The following is an 18,135-nucleotide window of genomic DNA, read 5'->3' as shown; positions in this document are numbered from 1 at the left end:
AGCACCTGTAGAGCCATACTTTGCAGGTGCTATTTTTTTGGCTTGTTTTTAACTATGGTATAGTGAATTTTGCCTCAAATATTTAGTCCAGCCTATGCAATTTAATCCGCTTTATTCATCGCTCAATCCTAAGCTTTTTCATATCCAGCAACCTTCTCCGCTTCGTGGTGCAAAGGCTGGACACTTTAATTTAGCTTTAGCCGAAGAGTTACAATGGACAGATGAAGAAAAACAGGCTTGGGTTGAAATTTGCAGTGGTCAGCGTACCTTCTCGGAATTCCCGCCTTTGGCTATGGTGTATGCAGGCCATCAGTTTGGGCAATGGGCCGGTCAACTAGGCGACGGACGTGGCTTACTCATTGCGCAGATTCTTAATAAAAAAGGCCAAACTATAGATTTACATTTAAAAGGTGCAGGCCCCACGCCCTATTCGCGTATGGGAGATGGGCGAGCAGTTTTACGCTCTGTTATTCGTGAATATTTAGCAGGACATGCTTTAAATGCTTTAGGGGTGGCTTCTAGCCACGCAGTAGGTTTTACAAGCTCCACTCAAGGTGTACAGCGTGAAAAGCTAGAACCTGGCGCAATGTTACTTAGAACATCTGAATGTCATATCCGTTTAGGCCATTTTGAATGGATCAATCAATATGCACCTGAGCTATTGGCCGAGTTCACTCAAAAATGTATTGAATGGCACTATCCAGAATGCCAACAAGAAGAGCAGCCTATTTTAGCTTTTGCTAAAGCTGTGATTAGAAATACAGCCATTATGATCGCCAAATGGCAGCTGGTCGGTTTTGCTCATGGTGTGATGAATACCGATAACTTAAATATTACGGGTTCTACACTCGATTTTGGTCCATACGGTTTTATGGAACGTTTCCGACCAAATTGGATTAACAACCATTCCGATTACCAAGGGCGTTACACCTATCAAAACCAACCGAGTATTGCGCACTGGAATTTATGGACTTGGTTAAATAATCTTATTCCACTTGCCGAACCTGAGCATAAAGAGCAGTTCAAAGAAGCGTTGGCCGCTTGCCTAGAAGAATTTGAGCCGACTTTTATTGAGCATTACACCACTGGGTTGTGTCAAAAAATGGGGCTTCCTCATTTTCATAAAGACAGTACTGAATGCGGCTTAAGCTTTTTGCGTATTCTGCAAGCGGAGCAGCTCGATTACACCCAAAGCTTCATTCGCCTTCAAAATAAAGAATACAAAGCTTTACGTGATGACTGCCTTGATATTCGACAATTTGATGCATTCCTTACGCAGTATCAAAACATCCGTGAATATCAAGATATTGATGAGTTTGATGCAAACATGCAGCAGGTAAATCCAATTTATATCTTACGTAACCATATGGCACAGCGAGCTATTGAGGCAGCGGAGCGAGATGATTTTAGTGAGGTTGACCGCTTATTTAAGCTACTCAACCATCCCTATACAAGACAACCAGATTTGGAAAAAGCGGAAGATTTAAGTCCGTTACCAAGCGATGTACCTGATGTCGCGGTGAGCTGTTCTTCTTAATTTTTTATCCACATTTTCTGTGGATAACATTGTGGTTATCCACAGCATAACTTTTCTAAGCAATTATTCTTCTGGATATTCGAAGCGGTAACCTACTCCATAAACAGCTTGAATCCACTCATGACGGTTACCAGTTTCGGCCACTTCCGTGATTTTTCGACGCAAGTTTTTAATATGGCTATCAATAACTCGGTCGGCAACATCAAAGCTATCCGGATTAATATGATCTAATAATTGTGCACGTGAATAAACTTGCCCCACATGTTCTAAAAATAACTCAAGTAGGCGAAATTCTGTTGGCGTTAAACTTAAAGATTTTTGTTGATACCAAATTCTTTGCTGTGCTTTATCAATACGGAAAGAATCATTTTGCTCTGGCTCAGCCTTACGTTCTAAACGACGTAAAACGGCCTGCACACGAGCAACCAGTTCTTTTGGACTAAAAGGTTTGCACACATAATCATCTGCCCCCATGTTTAGGCCCAAGACACGATCAATTTCTTCAGTACGTGCCGTCACCATAATAATCGGTAAATCTGACTGTTCACGTACCTTACGGCAAATCGTTAAACCATCCATTCTTGGAACCATTAAGTCCAGAATCATTAAATTAGGTTTACGTTGTTGAAAGCTCGTGTAAGCATCCTGACCATCATGAAACATGCTTACTTCGAATCCAGCAGCCTCAAGATAATCACGCACCAGATGCGCTAACTCGACTTCATCCTCAACCAACATAATATGTTTCATGGGCCATTTTTCCTTTTATTTAACTCTGCTTTTTAAAGGTCAGTACACAACGTAAACCACCTAATGGTGAGTGTTCAAAACTGAGTGTACCACCAAGCGCCTGCGCAATTTTACAAGATAAAGCTAAGCCTAGTCCTGTTCCACCTGTACTACGCGTACGCGAATCATCGACACGATAAAAACGTTCACCTAAACGTGATAATTGCTCATCACTTAAACCAAATGGACTGTCATCAACATATAAAGTCCACTCCTGAGGCGTTTGATTTGTATGAATATGAATCTTTCCACCTGTTTCGGTATAGCGAATACTATTACCGATCAAGTTAACAATAATTTGTTTAAATCGATCACGGTCTAACAATAAAGAAGTGCCTTCACCTTCCACCTCAATTTCTAACCCTGCTTGTTCGAGTTTAGGTCTGAAATTTTCGACTTCTTGCAGTATAACTTCCCAAGGATTAACCGAACTCAAATAACATTTAAGTTGTTGAGCATCAGCCTGAGCCAAGTCTGCCAAATCTTGTGTCAATTTTTTTAAACTCGAAACTTGTCGCATCATGGCATCAAGATGTTCAGGTGTTGCCTTTCGGATACCATCTTGCATCGCTTCAATCTGCGCTTGCAAAACAGCCAATGGAGTTTTCAATTCATGAGAGGTATCTGCAACCCATTGACGTCGTGATTCTTCATGCTGATGTAAAATTTCAGCTAAATGATTTAATTGAGTAGATAAATCACCTAACTCATCATTTCGTTTAATCACAACTTGGTGTTGATAATTACCTTTTGTTAACTCATTTGTTGCATTTAATAGACGCTGAATTGGCTTTTTAAAATAAGTTGCCATTAAAAGTGCTGCAACTAAACTCGACAGTAATGTTAAGGCATAAATTAAAAGTAAATAGCGCTTTTGATTACTGAAGAAATTAATACTTAAAGCATCTTCTTTATCTAAAACTGGTTTTAGACCTAAATAACCCACGACCTGACTATTAACCATAATTGGGCGATAAGACATCTGATCCGAAGATGGAGGTTCACCGACTACGAACTGGTGTTTGGCATCATATAAAGATAAACGAGAACTTAAGCCCAGCCGGTCTGGTAAAGCAATAAAACGCTTCTTACCATTTTGCGTCTCAATGTCTTTAAGGCTTCCTTTTTTTGATTTGTTTTTATCATCGCTTGGACGAAACTGGTTTGCACTTAGCGGGAATCTTAAACCTTCAAACGGTTGATATTCCGAAGGTAAGTTTTGCTCAAGTGTACGTAGTTCTTCATCACTAAAAATAGAGTTCTTATTTACCGTTCCCGCATCTGGAGAAATATTAATGAGAGTGTGTTCATCGAAAGAATGCTGCTGAATGGCAATATCATATTGGCGGCGTAACCACCACTGGGAAAGACGGTCATAATCATCTGGTGCTGCCGTTCCTTCAATTTGTAAGATTTGCGCCTGAATCGCATTCCCCCAATCATGATAAACGGTATATACATTTCCCAGATTAGTAATAAGCCGATCTAGCTTTTGCATTTCAACATCGGCTACATATTTGGCAAAGTTCTTTTGCATCGTCCAGTGCAGAACACTCAAACTCGCAGTTGCAATTAACAGCGTGGTAAGCAAAACCGTTAAAAATAACCGCAAGGCTATGGGAACACGTAGAACGTTCAAAAGCACTCTCTCATTTTTACTCTATATTTTGCATTGTAACCAACAACGAAAAGAAAAACTCTCCATTGTTTCTTCATCTTTATTATCTAATCTTTAAGTCATCTTAAAACAAACATTAAAGGGTTTTAACCATGAAAATGACGGCTAAAATTGCATTATTCAGTGCAGCAATTGTAACTATGGGTAGTTTGGCTGCTTGTCAATCAACAACTCAACCACCTAAGCCAGAACATGGCATGATGCAAGATGGCCCACGTGATGGTCACCACCATCGTATGAAACACCGTGAATTTACGCCTGAACAAAAAGCAGCATGGGAACAACACCGTGCAGAGCGTAAAGCTCGTTTTGAGCAAATTCAAAAAGCATGTGAAGGTAAAGCTGTTGGACAAACTGTCAATGTTCAAGTTGGAGATAAAACACTTGAAGGTACATGTAACCTCCGCTTTGAGCCAAAACGTCCTCAACCACCAGTCAATGCACCTGCTCCAGTAGCATCTCAAGCAAAATAATTCTAAAAATAATAAAACAAAAGGCGCCAGAAGGCGCCTTTTGTTTATACATAACTATTTACGATTTTGACTATTTGTCTCATCTAAACTTCATCAAAAGTGTTTACACTCAAAGCACTTACATAGTTCAAGTATTTTTTTCTTGACTTTGCAGTCACAAAGTAAAGGCCCCGAGGTGCTTGTACAGTTATGCAAGTTGTTGCACGATGTAATAGTTCAAGGTGCCTTATGGCACATTATCGTAGATTAGGATTATAACTCTGGTTTCACCAGTATTGAGGAACCCGATATGCCACAATACAAAGCGCCCTTACGTGATATGCAATTCGTTTTGCATGAATTATTAAATGCTGAAGAACACTATGCAAAATTACCTGACTTTCAAGGTAACGTAAGCCGTGAATTGGTTGATCAATATTTAGAAGCTGCGGCAGACTTCTGTGAAAATGAACTTTCTCCTTTAAACCAAGTTGGCGACCGTGAAGGTTGTACTTGGAATGATGGTGTTGTAACTACACCAACAGGCTTTAAAGAAGCTTATCAAAAATACATCGAACTTGGCTTCCCGTCTTTATCAGCAGAAGAACAATACGGTGGTCAAGGCTTACCTAACTCTTTAGGTATCGCAATTTCAGAAATGGTAGGTAGCTCTAACTGGGCATGGGGTATGTACCCTGGTTTGTCTCACGGTGCAGTACGTACATTAGAACATCACGGTTCTGAAGAGCAAAAAAATACTTACTTACCAAACCTTGTTTCAGGTGTTTGGACAGGTACCATGTGTTTAACTGAATCTCATGCAGGTTCAGACTTAGGTATTATCCGTACTAAAGCAGAACCAAATGCAGATGGTAGCTATGCAATCTCTGGCGAGAAAATCTTTATCTCTGCTGGTGAACACGACATGGCTGAAAACATTATCCATATCGTTCTTGCTCGTCTACCAGGCGCACCAAAAGGGACTAAAGGGATTTCGTTATTCATAGTTCCTAAGTTCAATGTCAATGCAGACGGAACTCTAGGCGAACGTAATGCCGTACGTTGTGGTTCAATCGAACACAAAATGGGTATTCACGGTAACGCGACTTGTGTCATTAACTTTGACCAAGCAAAAGGTTATTTAATTGGCCCTGAAAACCGTGGTTTGAACTGTATGTTCACCTTCATGAACACAGCACGTATTGGTACTGCGGTTCAAGGTTTATCTGCATCTGAGTCTTCTTTTCAAGGTGCTTTAACTTACGCGAAAGAACGTTTAGCTATGCGTTCACTTTCTGGTCCTAAAGCTCCAGAAAAAGAAGCAGATCCAATTATCGTTCACCCTGCCGTTCGTAACATGCTTTTAACTCAAAAAGCGTTTGCTGAAGGTGGTCGTGCACTTGTGTACTTACTTGCTCAATATGCAGATATCGTTGAAAAAGGCGAAACTGAAGAAGAGCGTAAGTTTGCTGACAACATCTTGTCTTTATTGACTCCAATTGCAAAAGCATTCTTAACTGAAACAGGTTCTGAATCTGCTAAGCACGGTGTTCAAGTGTTCGGTGGTCATGGCTTCATTTCTGAGCATGGCATGGAGCAAATCGTACGTGATACACGTATTGCTTGCTTGTATGAAGGTACAACTGAAATTCAAGCACTGGACTTGTTAGGCCGTAAAGTTTTACAAACTCAAGGTGCAATGCTTCGTGATTTCACTAAGATTGTTCACAAGTTTGTAGAAGCAAATAAAGACAATCCTGCCATGAAAGAATTTGTTGAGCCACTTGCTGCGCTGAACAAAGAATGGGGCGACCTCACTATGCAAATCGGTATGCGTGCAATGCAAAATCCGGATGAAGTAGGTGCAGCGGCTGTAGATTACCTCTACTTCTCTGGTTACGTTACTTTAGCTTATCTATGGGCTCGTATGGCGCTTGTAGCACAAGAGAAATTAGCTGCGGGTACAACCGATGTTGATTTCTACAATGCGAAAGTAACTACTGCTCGCTTCTACTTCAAGAAAATTTTACCGCGTGTACGCTCTCATGTAGACGTTATCGCAGGTGGTTTAGACCCATTGATGGCATTAGATGCTGAACATTTCGCTTTCTAATCATAGTTAGTTGCGATATGCAATGTTAAAAACCAAAAAAGGACTGCTCAGTTTTGACGGTCCTTTTTTTATAAAATCAATGATAAATTTAGATTTTAAATTCAATATCCATTTCGTTTTACAGGATATCTAGCACAGGCCGATGTGCACAAAAAAGGTGAACGATTATGCCAATTTACAATGCTCCTTTAGCTGATATGAAATTCATCTTAAATGATGTATTTAAAGCAGAACAATTTTGGCAGGCTAATGAGAAACTCGCTCATGTAGATGCTGCAACAGCTGAAGCAATTTTAGAAGAAATGGCTAAATTTGCTCAGAACGTGACTCATCCATTAAACCGTACTGGTGATGAAGAAGGCGCTCGCTACGAAAACGGCGAAGTCTTTACTCCTGCTGGCTTTAAAGATGCATTTCGTCAATATGCAGAAGGTGGTTGGATTGGCTTAGGTGCAGATGAAGAATGGGGCGGTCAAGGCATGCCAAAAATGCTTACCGTTCTTGCCGATGAAATGTTATTCGCGACAAATCCATCTTTCATGCTTTACCCGCTTCTTTCAGTGGGTGCAGGTATGGCTTTAAGCAGCTACGCATCTCAAGAGCAAAAAGAAACGTATTTACCTAAGATTTATTCAGGTGAATGGTCAGGTACCATGTGTTTGACTGAACCACATGCCGGTACTGACTTAGGTATTATCAAAACTAAAGCCGAGCGCAATGAAGATGGTACTTATAACATTACAGGTACTAAAATCTTCATTACAGGTGGTGACAACGATTTAGCGGAAAACATCATTCACTTGGTACTTGCTAAAACTCCAGATGCCCCTGCTGGTTCACGCGGTATCTCGTTATTTATCGTACCAAAATACCTTGTAAATGAAGATGGTTCTTTAGGCGACCGTAACCACGTTGGCCCAGGCTCTATTGAACATAAGATGGGGATCAAAGCATCTGCAACTTGTGTGATGAACTTTGACGGTGCGAAAGGTTACCTCGTTGGTAAAGAAAACGAAGGCCTTGCTGCCATGTTCGTGATGATGAACTACGAACGTTTATCAATGGGTATTCAAGGTTTAGGTGCATCTGAATTTGCATATCAAAATGCTGCTCAATACGCGACTGACCGTTTACAAGGCCGCAGTGCCGCTGGTGTTCAGTCACCAAGCAAACCTGCTGATAGCATTTTAGTCCACGGCGATGTACGTCGTATGTTGTTAAATGTACGTGCAAACAACGAAGCTTCTCGTGCCTTTGCAGTTTATGTAGGCCAGCAGCTCGATATCACTAAATTCTCAACTGATGCAGAAGCCGTGAAAAAAGCCAATGACCGTGTTGCGCTTTTAACCCCAATTGCAAAAGCTTACCTCACAGATACAGCCTTCCAAGCGACATTAGATGCTCAAATGGTATTTGGTGGTCACGGTTATATTCGTGAATGGGGTATGGAGCAATGTATCCGTGATCTTCGTATTGCTCAAATCTACGAAGGAACTAACGGCGTTCAATCTCAAGATTTAATTGGTCGTAAAACCATTAAATGTGGCGGTGCATTCATTGCTGAATACATCAATGAAATTCGTGACTTTGCAAATGACTTAGACACTGATTTGAACTTCATTAAAGATGCAACTTTAGATGCTGCAACTGAAATCGAAGCAATCACTCAGTTTATTATTGAGCAAGCTGCAGAGAACGTAGAGTTCCCGAACTCTGCTGCTGTTGATTACTTACATGCAGTGGGTCTACTCAGCTTCTCTTATATGTTTGCAAAAATTGCTGCCGCTGCTAAAGATAAGTCTGGTGATTTCTACCAAAACAAACTTGCATTGGCTCAATACTTTGTTGAACGTATCTTGCCAGATATTGATGCACGTATTGCTAAAATCAAAGCAGGTTCAGACTTAATTATGGGCTTTAGTGAAGATTACTTTACAAACCAAGCGTAATTAAATTTCAATAAAAAACGCCTGAATAATCAGGCGTTTTTATTTTGTATTTACTATTTCCATTGGCACAAAATTTGTTTAATTTCTAAACATTCTCATATCAAAAAAGATTTTACTATGCCTGATCCCAAAAAGTTTGAAAGAACCCTTGATCGGTTTGGACATTATGCTGTTGAGGCTTTTCATTATTTAGCCTTATTTATTATAGGCTGTATGATTGCTTGGTCTGCTGCTCATACCGTTTTTGAAATTTTGACCGTCAAAAAATATGCATCAATCGATGACATCTTATTGTTATTTATTTACCTAGAACTTGGGGCAATGGTTGGAATTTACTTTAAAACCAATCATATGCCTGTACGCTTTCTTATTTATGTCGCCATTACAGCCCTAACACGTTTACTGATTTCTGATATCCAACATGACCATAAAGCCGACCTTGATCAAGTCATTATTACTGGCTCAATTCTTATTTTAGCCCTCTCTATTTTAGTTGTCCGTTTTGCTTCTTGGCACTACCCATCTGTTATGAAAGAAAAACATTCAAAAACGCCTACTTCGTTAAAAACGCCCCAACCGCAAGATGACGAGTTGGCATAAAAAAATGGCCCTAAGCGGGCCATTTTTTATTTTACGTTTAACGAACTCGATAAATGTGATGTTTCGAGTCAACCAATAAGTATTGGTTAGGAGTCTTCACCCAGTGGTATCCACGTGGTGGTGCATATAAGCGATGTGCACGCCAGTCTGAGACATAATAACGGCTATTACGGTATTCCACAGGAATACGATCACCGCGCTTAAAGGCTACATATCGGCCATAATGGTTGCCACGCTCAGAGTGTGACCAAACAGGAGCTCTATGATCATTGCGGTGGTCATAACGATAATCATGACGCTGTTCATAGCGATTATGGTCTTTACCGTGATAGTTATCCCAACGATGATTTGAATCGGCCATCGCAGTTGCCGACATACCCAACATTAATGTTGAAAGTACGAGAACAATAGGCTTTTTCATGGAGTATTCCTTTTTATCTTGATCTGAAGCTAGATTAAGAGAGAGTCAAGGAGAAACCATGAATAAAATGGCTTTGATTGATATTGTTTGTAATGACTATAAAGAAAATATGAAGAATCTGTATCTGTGCTACCATTAGCATTTTTCAAGCTAGGTCAATTGCTGTGTCTGAAATTAGTTTTGAACGTCTTCATCAATTTTTCTGCAAAGTTCCAAGTGTACAAGAAGCCCGTATCATGGCTCATGGAGCAGATGGCGAACACGCTTGGTGGTTTAAGTTCAGTATTGATGTAGAACACCCTCTCGCATGGCAAACCGTTCAAGAACTCGGGCATGTTTTAAATTACCTGTCGACGAATGAGCGTTTACCTACTTTATTCTTTCCTGTGTCTCCACCACCTTACATGAATGGTGAAGCAAAAGATTTTTTATCATGGGTTATTCAGTGTAATCACCCTGAGTTTTCTCCAGATGTGGTTTGTGATTGGCTTGAAGCGCGTTTGCCGAATCCTGTAGATGATGAGTCGCAGTGGAAAATTAAGACGGATTTGAGTGAAATAGAGAAGTTAGATGATAAGGCTTTGGATCAGTTGATTCCGCCTACTGCTTAACTCGGACTTATGGCACAGCCCTTACTTAAAATAATATTTAAATGTCTTTTGTATAAGCTAATGCTTCACTTTTGAGAGGTCAAAAGTGACAAAAACCTTTGTTTCACTGATGTTGCTTCCCTGCAACACAGTGAAACGGTGACATTCATGTCGCCAATCACCTTGCTACTTTTTGGAAAACTTCAAGATAGTAATTAAAAAGTCGATAAACCTGACCATTCCATAAAACGATAAATCCAATACTTCACTTTAGACTCATCGGCATACTTCGCATAGTCCACGCTCATCTGTCTACCTTGTAGGTTTGACCAAGAGGTATTGAAGTAATTCTGAGCGTCTTTAAAGACTTGATCTTGAACTTTGCCTACAACCAACATATCCGTTTCAAGGTTATAATTTTTTAAATTACGGGCTGTAAAATTGGCAGATCCTACAATTAACTCAGCTTGTTGAGCATTATATTTCAAGATCATTTTGCTATGGTTCTGCTCGCCATGAGTATCACACCAACGAATTGGAATGCCAGCAGCATGTAACTCTGAAGCTACTTGACGGTTTGGGATACCATTCTTTTGTCTACCAAACGCATCTTTATTTGGATCGAGTAAAACACGAACAATAACGCCACGTTCTTGGGCACTTTTTAGAGCTTTAATAATCTTACGTTCAGATAAATAGAACATACTTAAATCAAGATGTTCTTTAGGTTTAGCCGTATTAATTAATTTTAATACAGCTTCAAAGATTGCCCCTTCAGTTAACACCTGAACTTGAGGCTTGCTAACGTCTTTTTCAAAATCGCCTAATATAAGTGATGGTGAACTACTTCCTGACATTTGCGCAACAGCAGCTTCGGTTTGGAGTACATCAGCAGCTGTGGCTCCATTTACCACCAATGCCACATTAGAATGGCGCGAACTACCATCATGCGGATTTGCTGAGGTCACCAATGACTTCCAACCCGCATCGGTATCAACGACAACAGTTTTACGATGGTTTGCTTTAAAGTTAAATAAGTTCAAATAACTACGTAGCGTAATTTTTTCATCGCCAAATGGGTTGGGTAACCAACCTTTCTCTGGATTATTACCAATATTTTGGCAACAGATGTACCAAAACCCCGACCAGAATGGGTTAGAAGCACGTAAAGGTGCCAGATTCGTTTCGATGACATCAACACCAGCTTGGCGTAATTGACGGTAGTGTTCAGGGCTTAGACCACCATATACCGAATTAATCGGGTCGGTAATCATAACAACCTGAATTTGACGGTTTTGTCTTTTTTTACTAATTAGTGCATCAGTGAGCTCTTGCATCAATGGTCTTTGCTTTAGATTTGAATCCCCTACTTCTGAATTAAATAAGAACATATCCACCACAATTGTGGTTTTTGCTTCATCAATCATTTTCAAGATTTCATCAAAGATGTGCTGATCAACCTGTTGTTGCCCATTCGCATCAATATACGTTTTATCGGCTAAAAATTTAACATCGGCATGTCTGAGCTTGCCACTAAAGTTAATTCCTTGCGGCAATGGTTTCACTGTGTGATAAATTGCCGATGCAAGATATGCAATAGCAACAACGCAAAGTATGACCGCCATATAACGACGTCCTGACCAATTTAACTTTTGATGAATTCGCTGAAAAATACGCATAAAAAAGACCTAACTTGATAGTTTCAAATTAGGTCTTTTGGCTTGATTTTTCAAGTTTAGTTTCGTGTTGAAGCCTTAGAAACTAAAATCTACACCGACGGTAAAGTTACGTCCAACTTGCGGGATATTTGATAAGAACGACGCATGTTGATAAACCGTGTCATCTAACAAGTTATTCGCTTTTAAATAAACGCGATAATCTGTTTTTGCACCATATTGTCCAGAGTATGCTACCCCTAAATTGAGCATGTTGTAGCCTTCTGTTTCGGTTTCATAAGCCGCAATCTTATCTTGATTAAAGACATGATAGTACTCAGCAGAACCACTAAAACCGTCACCAAAATCTGCATCAACTTTAGTACCTAAACGCCCAGCCGGAATACGAGGAGCATTGCCCTCGGCATCAATCTTACCGCGCACGTAATCGCCAAAAGCACTGATCTTGTACATTGGCGTAATTTGATAACCAATTTCACCCTCTGCACCATAGAAACGAGCTTTATCTTGAGTGTATTGAACTAAACGGAAGTCTTTATAACGGTCAAGGGTTTGCGCATAGATGTAGTCATCAAACCAGTTATGGTAAACATGAAGATGATAATCGAGTTTGTCATGATCATAATGCAAACCTAACTCAACATTATTTGATTTTTCCTTACTGAGTTGATCATTTCCTAACTCATAAGTATTGGTCGCAAAATGGGCACCATTTGCATACAACTCTTGAGCAAGAGGCAGACGCTCTTGGTGTGATGCTACAAATGAAAGCTTATAATTTGGCGCAAACTCCCAGTTAGCAGCGCCTGCATAGGAAAAAGCAGAACCGTCAAAATCTTGTTTAGAGTTATCATCTACATCGATTTCTTGCTGATCTGCACGAGCAGAAAGTTCAAAATGAACATCCTTCCATTGTTTGTGTTCTAAAGCAAAAACACTCCACTTTTTGGTAGTGGTCGGTGCCATAAATGCTTCTTCACCAGTTAAATTTAGTTTTTGTTGGCCTAACTGGGTACCAATTACCCCTTCCCAACTTGCAATAGGGTTATGGACTAACTCAATACGCCCATCATAACCTTTGTTTTGGAATCGAGTCGCGATTGTCCCTTCTTCAATTTCATCATGCTGATAATCTGTATAGCTCGCTTGGGCACGTAACTTTTGGAAGCCTGCAAATGGATCATTTAACTCGGTTTTAAAATCATAACGCTCAGATTTTAAGTCAATCCATGGGCCGCCATGTTCGTGCTCATGTTCTTCATGGGCATGAGCCTCTTCACCCTCTTCATGATCATGCTCATGAGCATCACAATGTAAATGTGGTCTACCTATTAAATGAGCGCTACAGGTTTCATATTCATGGCTATGCCCCGGTAAACCATACTGGTCTCGACGGTTACTATACGAAATACCCGTATAACCGCGATCATAAATCCAAGACAACCCCACATTCACTGAATCACCTTGTGCAAAGGTATTGTCTACACGGCGCTCTTTTTCACCTTCATGAATATAGTTTGGTGCAATATAGTTATTCGCATCACGTGTTAACCCCTCAACACGTAACGCAACTTGGCTTCCCAACCCTACAGTTACACCAGCACTCGCCAGCTTTTCATCACTTCCAGTGTTGTAACGTAAGCCAACTTGTCCTTCATAACCATTTTCAGGCATTTGTGTAGGGATCTTGTTATCAATAACGTTGACTAAACCACCAACAGTTCCCGCACCAAACAATAAAGTAGAGGGTCCACGAATCACTTCAACTTGTTTTGCGAGAACTGGATCTACTGTTACAGCATGATCAGGAGACAAAGTTGAGACATCCACATTTTCAGATGAATTTTGAAGAACTTTAACACGTGGTCCATCTTGGCCACGAATCACCGGACGACTTGAACCAGCCCCAAACTGATTCGCATAAATCCCCACCTCACTATTGAGCGCATCCCCAATAGTGGCGGCCCCTTCAGTCAAATGCTTTTGGTCAACTACAGTATCAGCGACTGCAAAATCTTTTGAAGTTTGCTCAAGGGGGTGCGCCTTGATGCGGATAGTTTCTAACTTCTCAACATTTTCATTTTCTGCTGCAAATACAGGTATAGATATGGCAGCCAAAATGGATAAGGTCAAAATATTTTTATAGAACAACATGAGGTGAGTCTCTAATCGTACGCCTTTTGTTTTGTTATATTATAACATTTCAGTTGTTTTGCAATAAAAAACATTCGTTAATGACATGTTTCGATAGACTCAAGTTTTTGATGATGTGAGAAGCTTTCTTTTCTAATGCCTTTTACAATCTCCCATGCAGTTATCGCCCCTCCACTTGCTAAATTGAGCCGAAATACGTTACCCATTGCCGCCTTAGCAATTGGCAGTATGACGCCCGATCTTTACCGCTTATTTACAATGCAATCAGGTATGCTGACTCATCAATGGAAGGGGCTTTTCTACCCTAATCTTGCATTAGGGTTATTATTCTGTGTCATTTGGTACTTACTTTACCGACCTGTGGTTTACCGTTTTTTTGGTATCCAACACGATTTAAAACTAGATTCTTTTAGACATTTTTTTAGCTTTTTTATTGGAATCATAATTGCTCTACTCATTGGTATAGCAACACATCTCATTTGGGATGGGCTTACCCACTCAGACTTTAGAACTTTTATATTTCAAGACTTTTTATCGCAAACTGTTCACTTGTTTGGCCGCCCTTATCCATTGCATCGCCTTCTTCAACTTGGTTCTTCTGCTCTGGCATTACCTTTTTTAGGCTGGATGAGTATTCATTACTATCAGCGCCATAAACAGCATTGGAAAGTAAATTATAAAATTAAAATTTTTGCTTGGTGTTTATTTGCTTTATCTACACTTTTAGGCTTATTTTCATTTTGGGACTATGCCCGTTATATTCCCCATGAGGTTTGGCATTCTGATACCTATTATTTTACTGGCCGCTCTATTAATGAGTTTATGCAAGGTTGGTTAAGTACTTTTAGTTTGGGATGTCTATTATTCTTATTTTTAGATCGACAACAAAGAATGGGCTAAATAGCTAAACTTGCTGCCAAATTGCTCATTTTTAGCTAAATTATAGCTGTTTTTTGATCTAGTTCTTGTGGCATGCCATTCAACAGGGCATAATCGAAAACTTATTTTTTTGACGGTGCGCGGTTTACGCATCCGTCTTTTCAGCCAATATAGTTTGGATAATCTTCATCATGATGCGAACTCATTACTGTGGCTCTTTAACTGAAGCCCAAATCGACCAGACCGTTACATTATGCGGTTGGGTACATCGTCGCCGTGACCATGGCGGTGTTATTTTCCTTGATATGCGTGACCGTGATGGTCTCGTTCAAGTGGTTATTGACCCAGATACTCCAGAAGCATTTGCAACTGCAGATAAAGCACGTTCTGAATATGTATTAAAAATTACAGGTCGTGTTCGTCGCCGTTATGAAGGTACTGAAAACCCAAATATGGTGAGTGGTCAAATCGAAGTTTTAGGCAAAGAAATCGAAGTTCTTGCTGCATCTGAAACTCCACCATTCCCATTAAATGACGACACAATTAATGTGTCTGAAGAACACCGTTTAAAATATCGTTTCTTGGACATCCGTCGTCCAGAAATGTTAGAGCGTTTACGCTTCCGTTCTAAAGTAACCAACTTGATTCGTAACTATTTAGACGATCATGGTTTCTTAGACGTTGAAACTCCGATTTTAACTCGTGCAACCCCTGAAGGTGCGCGTGACTATTTAGTACCAAGCCGAGTACAAAATGGTAGCTTCTATGCACTTCCACAATCACCACAATTATTCAAACAATTGTTGATGGTTGGTGGTATTGATCGCTACTACCAAATCGCGAAATGTTTCCGTGATGAAGACTTACGTGCTGACCGTCAGCCTGAATTTACTCAAATCGACATTGAAACATCATTCTTAAACGACGATGACATTATGGATTTGATGGAAGGCATGACTGTTAAATTATTTAACGACTTGCTTGGCGTAAAATTTGAAAAATTCCGCCGTATGCCATACAGCGAAGCAATGCGTGATTATGCATCTGACAAACCAGACTTGCGTATTCCGTTAAAACTCGTTGATGTTGCAGACTTAATGCAAGAAGTTGAGTTCAAAGTATTTGCAGGTCCAGCTAAAGACCCTAAAGGCCGTATTGCCGCACTTCGTGTACCAGGCGCAGGTTCATTAACACGTAGTCAGATTGACGAATACACTAAATTTGTCGGTATCTACGGTGCAAAAGGCTTAGCGTACATTAAAGTTAATGAAATCGAAAAAGGAATTGAAGGCCTTCAATCTCCTATCGTTAAATTCATCGAACCAATCGTAATGCAATTGCTTGAACGTGTTGGTGCTGAAAATGGCGATATCGTATTCTTTGGTGCGGATAAAGCTAAAATTGTAAATGATGCAATGGGTGCCCTTCGTGTCAAGATCGGTCATGACTTGAACCTTGCGACTTGTGAGTGGGCTCCACTTTGGGTTGTTGACTTCCCAATGTTTGAAGAAACTGACGATGGCAAATGGACTTCTGTTCACCATCCATTCACATTACCTAAATCTAGCGTAGAAGACGTGAAGAGCAATCCAGGCGAAGCACTTTCTGTTGCTTACGACATGGTATTGAACGGTACTGAAGTTGGTGGTGGTTCACTTCGTATTTACACATTAGAAATGCAAAAAGCGATTTTTGAAGCGCTTGGTATTTCTGATGAAGAAGCAGAAGAAAAATTCAGCTTCTTACTCAATGCACTTCGTTACGGCGCACCTCCTCACGGTGGTTTGGCATTTGGTCTTGACCGTTTAGTAATGCTTATGACTGGCGCGACTTCAATTCGTGATGTTATTGCGTTCCCTAAAACGAAAACTGCTGAATGTCCACTTACTCAAGCACCAGCTCCTGTTGAAGCAAACCAGCTTCGTGACTTGGGCATCCGCTTACGTGAACAACAAAAGAAAGAAGCTTAATTGCTCTTTAATAAAAAACCCTGCAATTGCAGGGTTTTTTATTAGAAATAAGATATATATTCGACTTACCTAAGCTATGCTTTGCGAATAAGCTGGTCAGTGGCATAATAAGGAGCTTTTAATTTAGAGGTCAGCTTTATGGCTATGCGCCCAGATGTACGACGACATGCTTTAGTCGTGATTGTATTCTCCCTCGCACAATGGTTTTTCATGCGCTACATCCTTGCGAATGAATTATTTAACCTCACGACGAACCAACGTATTCTTTATTTCTGTGTAAGCAGTTTAGTCGGTGCATTACTTATCTTTGTTGCACTGATTTATATGGTGCTCAAAGGTAATGCGGATAAAAAGTAATGCAAAAGAAACTGCTCATCATTGGTAAACGCAGCGGTATTTTGCAGTGGTACGAAAATATTCTTGCTGCTGCCCATCAAAGCCCTGATTATGAAATCCAAGGCTTTGCCTTAAATCATAACAATACCACCGATCGGTTTCTGAAAAAGCTATTACCAAACAAAGATATATATACGGCAAATTTACTCAAAAAGAAACTGCAAACGTTTCAGCCAGATTTGATTCTCATTGCCGATCTTTTTTATTTTAATGATCATTTACTGCAAGTTTTGGCAGACTTTCCATGCAAAAAAGCACATTGGATTGGTGACTTTTTTGATGAACGCTTATTAAAATCTAAAGACGTCATTGATTTATATTGCTTTACCGATTCTAGCTTTATCGAAGATGCGAGAGCAATGGGACTAAATCATGCCATTTATCTGCCTCTTGCTTATAATCCAAATGTCTTCTTTTCTAGCAATGAACAAAAAGATGATCGTCTTTTATTTGTAGGCGCATGGTCGCCTGATCGACAAGAGCTCATTGAACAGATTCCCCTTCCCCTCACTGTCTATGGGAAAGGATGGGATAAACTCAGCAAATCAAACAGTATTGTTCACCCTCACAATATTCCTTTGACTGAAGTTGCCGAACTCTACAGAACGCATCGTTACATCTTGAATGTCATTAACAAGAAAAATATTCGTCAAGGTATGAATATGCGTTGTTTCGAAGCTCCGGCTTGTGGTTGTATTTTGGTAAGCGAGTATGTTGAAGATCTAAACTATGCTTTTGATATCAAAAATGAAATTATTTCATTTGAGAATCCGCAAGAATTGCAATTGAAGTTAAAAGATCCAATAATCAGCGCTGAAGCAGCCATGTATAAAGTTCAACAGAGTCATACTTATAAAAATAGGATAGAGACCGTCGTTGACTTATTGCTTCAAGCTTAAGTTTTAGCTTTTTTAATTTTGTATAGGCCACC

General features: G+C 40.0%; 15 protein-coding genes. 10 read left to right on the top strand and 5 right to left on the bottom strand.

The window, feature by feature from the left end:
• Window positions 1–94 precede the first annotated feature (94 nt).
• Window positions 95–1,537, top strand: coding sequence for a protein adenylyltransferase SelO (locus G9371_RS14900; protein WP_029424645.1), 1,443 nt, complete (start codon window positions 95–97; stop codon window positions 1,535–1,537).
• 63 nt (window positions 1,538–1,600) lie between these two features.
• On the opposite strand, the gene G9371_RS14895 is transcribed toward G9371_RS14900, so the two are convergent.
• Window positions 1,601–2,287 carry a response regulator gene (locus G9371_RS14895; protein ID WP_000680577.1) on the bottom strand — a complete coding sequence of 229 codons (687 nt, stop codon included), beginning with the start codon at window positions 2,285–2,287 and terminating at the stop codon, window positions 1,601–1,603.
• A 19-nt stretch (window positions 2,288–2,306) separates the two neighbouring features.
• Window positions 2,307–3,965: a sensor histidine kinase efflux regulator BaeS gene (gene baeS, locus G9371_RS14890; RefSeq protein ID WP_032009412.1), complete on the bottom strand. Its 1,659-nt coding sequence runs from the start codon at window positions 3,963–3,965 to the stop codon at window positions 2,307–2,309.
• Window positions 3,966–4,096: 131 nt separating this feature from the next.
• On the opposite strand from baeS, the gene G9371_RS14885 reads away from it, so the two are divergent.
• The 4 genes from G9371_RS14885 (at window position 4,097) to G9371_RS14870 (ending at window position 9,118) form a co-directional block, all read left to right on the top strand.
• Entirely contained in the window at window positions 4,097–4,477 is a 381-nt protein-coding gene (locus G9371_RS14885) for a hypothetical protein (RefSeq protein ID WP_000784267.1), read from the top strand.
• 289 nt (window positions 4,478–4,766) lie between these two features.
• Complete coding sequence (locus tag G9371_RS14880) at window positions 4,767–6,569, top strand: acyl-CoA dehydrogenase C-terminal domain-containing protein (RefSeq protein ID WP_001136747.1); 1,803 nt, start codon at window positions 4,767–4,769, stop codon at window positions 6,567–6,569.
• Window positions 6,570–6,736: 167 nt separating this feature from the next.
• Window positions 6,737–8,518: an acyl-CoA dehydrogenase C-terminal domain-containing protein gene (locus G9371_RS14875; protein ID WP_029424647.1), complete on the top strand. Its 1,782-nt coding sequence runs from the start codon at window positions 6,737–6,739 to the stop codon at window positions 8,516–8,518.
• Between the two features lie 117 nt (window positions 8,519–8,635).
• Window positions 8,636–9,118 carry a phosphate-starvation-inducible protein PsiE gene (locus G9371_RS14870; RefSeq protein ID WP_001113293.1) on the top strand — a complete coding sequence of 161 codons (483 nt, stop codon included), beginning with the start codon at window positions 8,636–8,638 and terminating at the stop codon, window positions 9,116–9,118.
• A 37-nt stretch (window positions 9,119–9,155) separates the two neighbouring features.
• Here G9371_RS14870 and G9371_RS14865 read toward each other — a convergent pair whose 3' ends face one another.
• Window positions 9,156–9,539 (bottom strand): RcnB family protein, encoded by a 384-nt coding sequence (locus G9371_RS14865; protein WP_000743009.1) that lies wholly within the window; start codon window positions 9,537–9,539, stop codon window positions 9,156–9,158.
• A gap of 164 nt (window positions 9,540–9,703) precedes the next feature.
• On the opposite strand from G9371_RS14865, the gene G9371_RS14860 reads away from it, so the two are divergent.
• Window positions 9,704–10,150 carry a hypothetical protein gene (locus tag G9371_RS14860; protein WP_001290060.1) on the top strand — a complete coding sequence of 149 codons (447 nt, stop codon included), beginning with the start codon at window positions 9,704–9,706 and terminating at the stop codon, window positions 10,148–10,150.
• A gap of 194 nt (window positions 10,151–10,344) precedes the next feature.
• Here the strand turns inward: G9371_RS14860 and G9371_RS14855 are convergent, their stop codons facing one another.
• Together G9371_RS14855 and znuD are read right to left on the bottom strand one after the other, a co-directional pair.
• Complete coding sequence (locus G9371_RS14855) at window positions 10,345–11,808, bottom strand: phospholipase D family protein (RefSeq protein ID WP_029424648.1); 1,464 nt, start codon at window positions 11,806–11,808, stop codon at window positions 10,345–10,347.
• Window positions 11,809–11,883: 75 nt separating this feature from the next.
• Window positions 11,884–13,959: a zinc piracy TonB-dependent receptor ZnuD gene (gene znuD / locus G9371_RS14850; protein WP_029424649.1), complete on the bottom strand. Its 2,076-nt coding sequence runs from the start codon at window positions 13,957–13,959 to the stop codon at window positions 11,884–11,886.
• Between the two features lie 135 nt (window positions 13,960–14,094).
• On the opposite strand from znuD, the gene G9371_RS14845 reads away from it, so the two are divergent.
• The 4 genes from G9371_RS14845 (at window position 14,095) to G9371_RS14830 (ending at window position 18,103) form a co-directional block, all read left to right on the top strand.
• A complete protein-coding gene (locus tag G9371_RS14845; protein ID WP_001116939.1) occupies window positions 14,095–14,859 on the top strand; it encodes a DUF4184 family protein in 765 nt (254 codons plus the stop codon).
• Window positions 14,860–15,029: 170 nt separating this feature from the next.
• Window positions 15,030–16,808, top strand: a complete 1,779-nt coding sequence (gene aspS / locus G9371_RS14840; RefSeq protein WP_000986451.1) for an aspartate--tRNA ligase — start codon at window positions 15,030–15,032, stop codon at window positions 16,806–16,808.
• Between the two features lie 138 nt (window positions 16,809–16,946).
• On the top strand, window positions 16,947–17,165 hold the full coding sequence (locus tag G9371_RS14835; RefSeq protein WP_001251491.1) for a hypothetical protein: 219 nt from the start codon (window positions 16,947–16,949) through the stop codon (window positions 17,163–17,165).
• Window positions 17,165–18,103 carry a glycosyltransferase gene (locus tag G9371_RS14830; protein WP_001170031.1) on the top strand — a complete coding sequence of 313 codons (939 nt, stop codon included), beginning with the start codon at window positions 17,165–17,167 and terminating at the stop codon, window positions 18,101–18,103. Before G9371_RS14835 ends, G9371_RS14830 begins: the two co-directional genes overlap by 1 nt.
• Window positions 18,104–18,135: the final 32 nt, after the last annotated feature.

The organism is Acinetobacter sp. EKM10A, from assembly GCF_011075215.1.
Taxonomy (GTDB): domain Bacteria; phylum Pseudomonadota; class Gammaproteobacteria; order Pseudomonadales; family Moraxellaceae; genus Acinetobacter; species Acinetobacter baumannii.
The sequence above is the reverse complement of the archived record's forward strand: the minus strand, read 5'-3'. Positions and strand labels throughout refer to the sequence as shown.

Excerpts from the sequence above, each read along its gene's own strand:
- G9371_RS14900 (WP_029424645.1), top strand. The coding sequence starts at position 95 with ATGCAATTTAATCCGCTTTATTCATCGCTCAATCCTAAGCTTTTTCAT.
- G9371_RS14895 (WP_000680577.1), bottom strand. The coding sequence starts at position 2,287 with ATGAAACATATTATGTTGGTTGAGGATGAAGTCGAGTTAGCGCATCTG.
- G9371_RS14885 (WP_000784267.1), top strand. The coding sequence starts at position 4,097 with ATGAAAATGACGGCTAAAATTGCATTATTCAGTGCAGCAATTGTAACT.
- G9371_RS14880 (WP_001136747.1), top strand. The coding sequence starts at position 4,767 with ATGCCACAATACAAAGCGCCCTTACGTGATATGCAATTCGTTTTGCAT.
- G9371_RS14875 (WP_029424647.1), top strand. The coding sequence starts at position 6,737 with ATGCCAATTTACAATGCTCCTTTAGCTGATATGAAATTCATCTTAAAT.
- G9371_RS14870 (WP_001113293.1), top strand. The coding sequence starts at position 8,636 with ATGCCTGATCCCAAAAAGTTTGAAAGAACCCTTGATCGGTTTGGACAT.
- G9371_RS14865 (WP_000743009.1), bottom strand. The coding sequence starts at position 9,539 with ATGAAAAAGCCTATTGTTCTCGTACTTTCAACATTAATGTTGGGTATG.
- G9371_RS14855 (WP_029424648.1), bottom strand. The coding sequence starts at position 11,808 with ATGCGTATTTTTCAGCGAATTCATCAAAAGTTAAATTGGTCAGGACGT.
- znuD (WP_029424649.1), bottom strand. The coding sequence starts at position 13,959 with ATGTTGTTCTATAAAAATATTTTGACCTTATCCATTTTGGCTGCCATA.
- G9371_RS14845 (WP_001116939.1), top strand. The coding sequence starts at position 14,095 with ATGCCTTTTACAATCTCCCATGCAGTTATCGCCCCTCCACTTGCTAAA.
- aspS (WP_000986451.1), top strand. The coding sequence starts at position 15,030 with ATGATGCGAACTCATTACTGTGGCTCTTTAACTGAAGCCCAAATCGAC.
- G9371_RS14835 (WP_001251491.1), top strand. The coding sequence starts at position 16,947 with ATGGCTATGCGCCCAGATGTACGACGACATGCTTTAGTCGTGATTGTA.
- G9371_RS14830 (WP_001170031.1), top strand. The coding sequence starts at position 17,165 with ATGCAAAAGAAACTGCTCATCATTGGTAAACGCAGCGGTATTTTGCAG.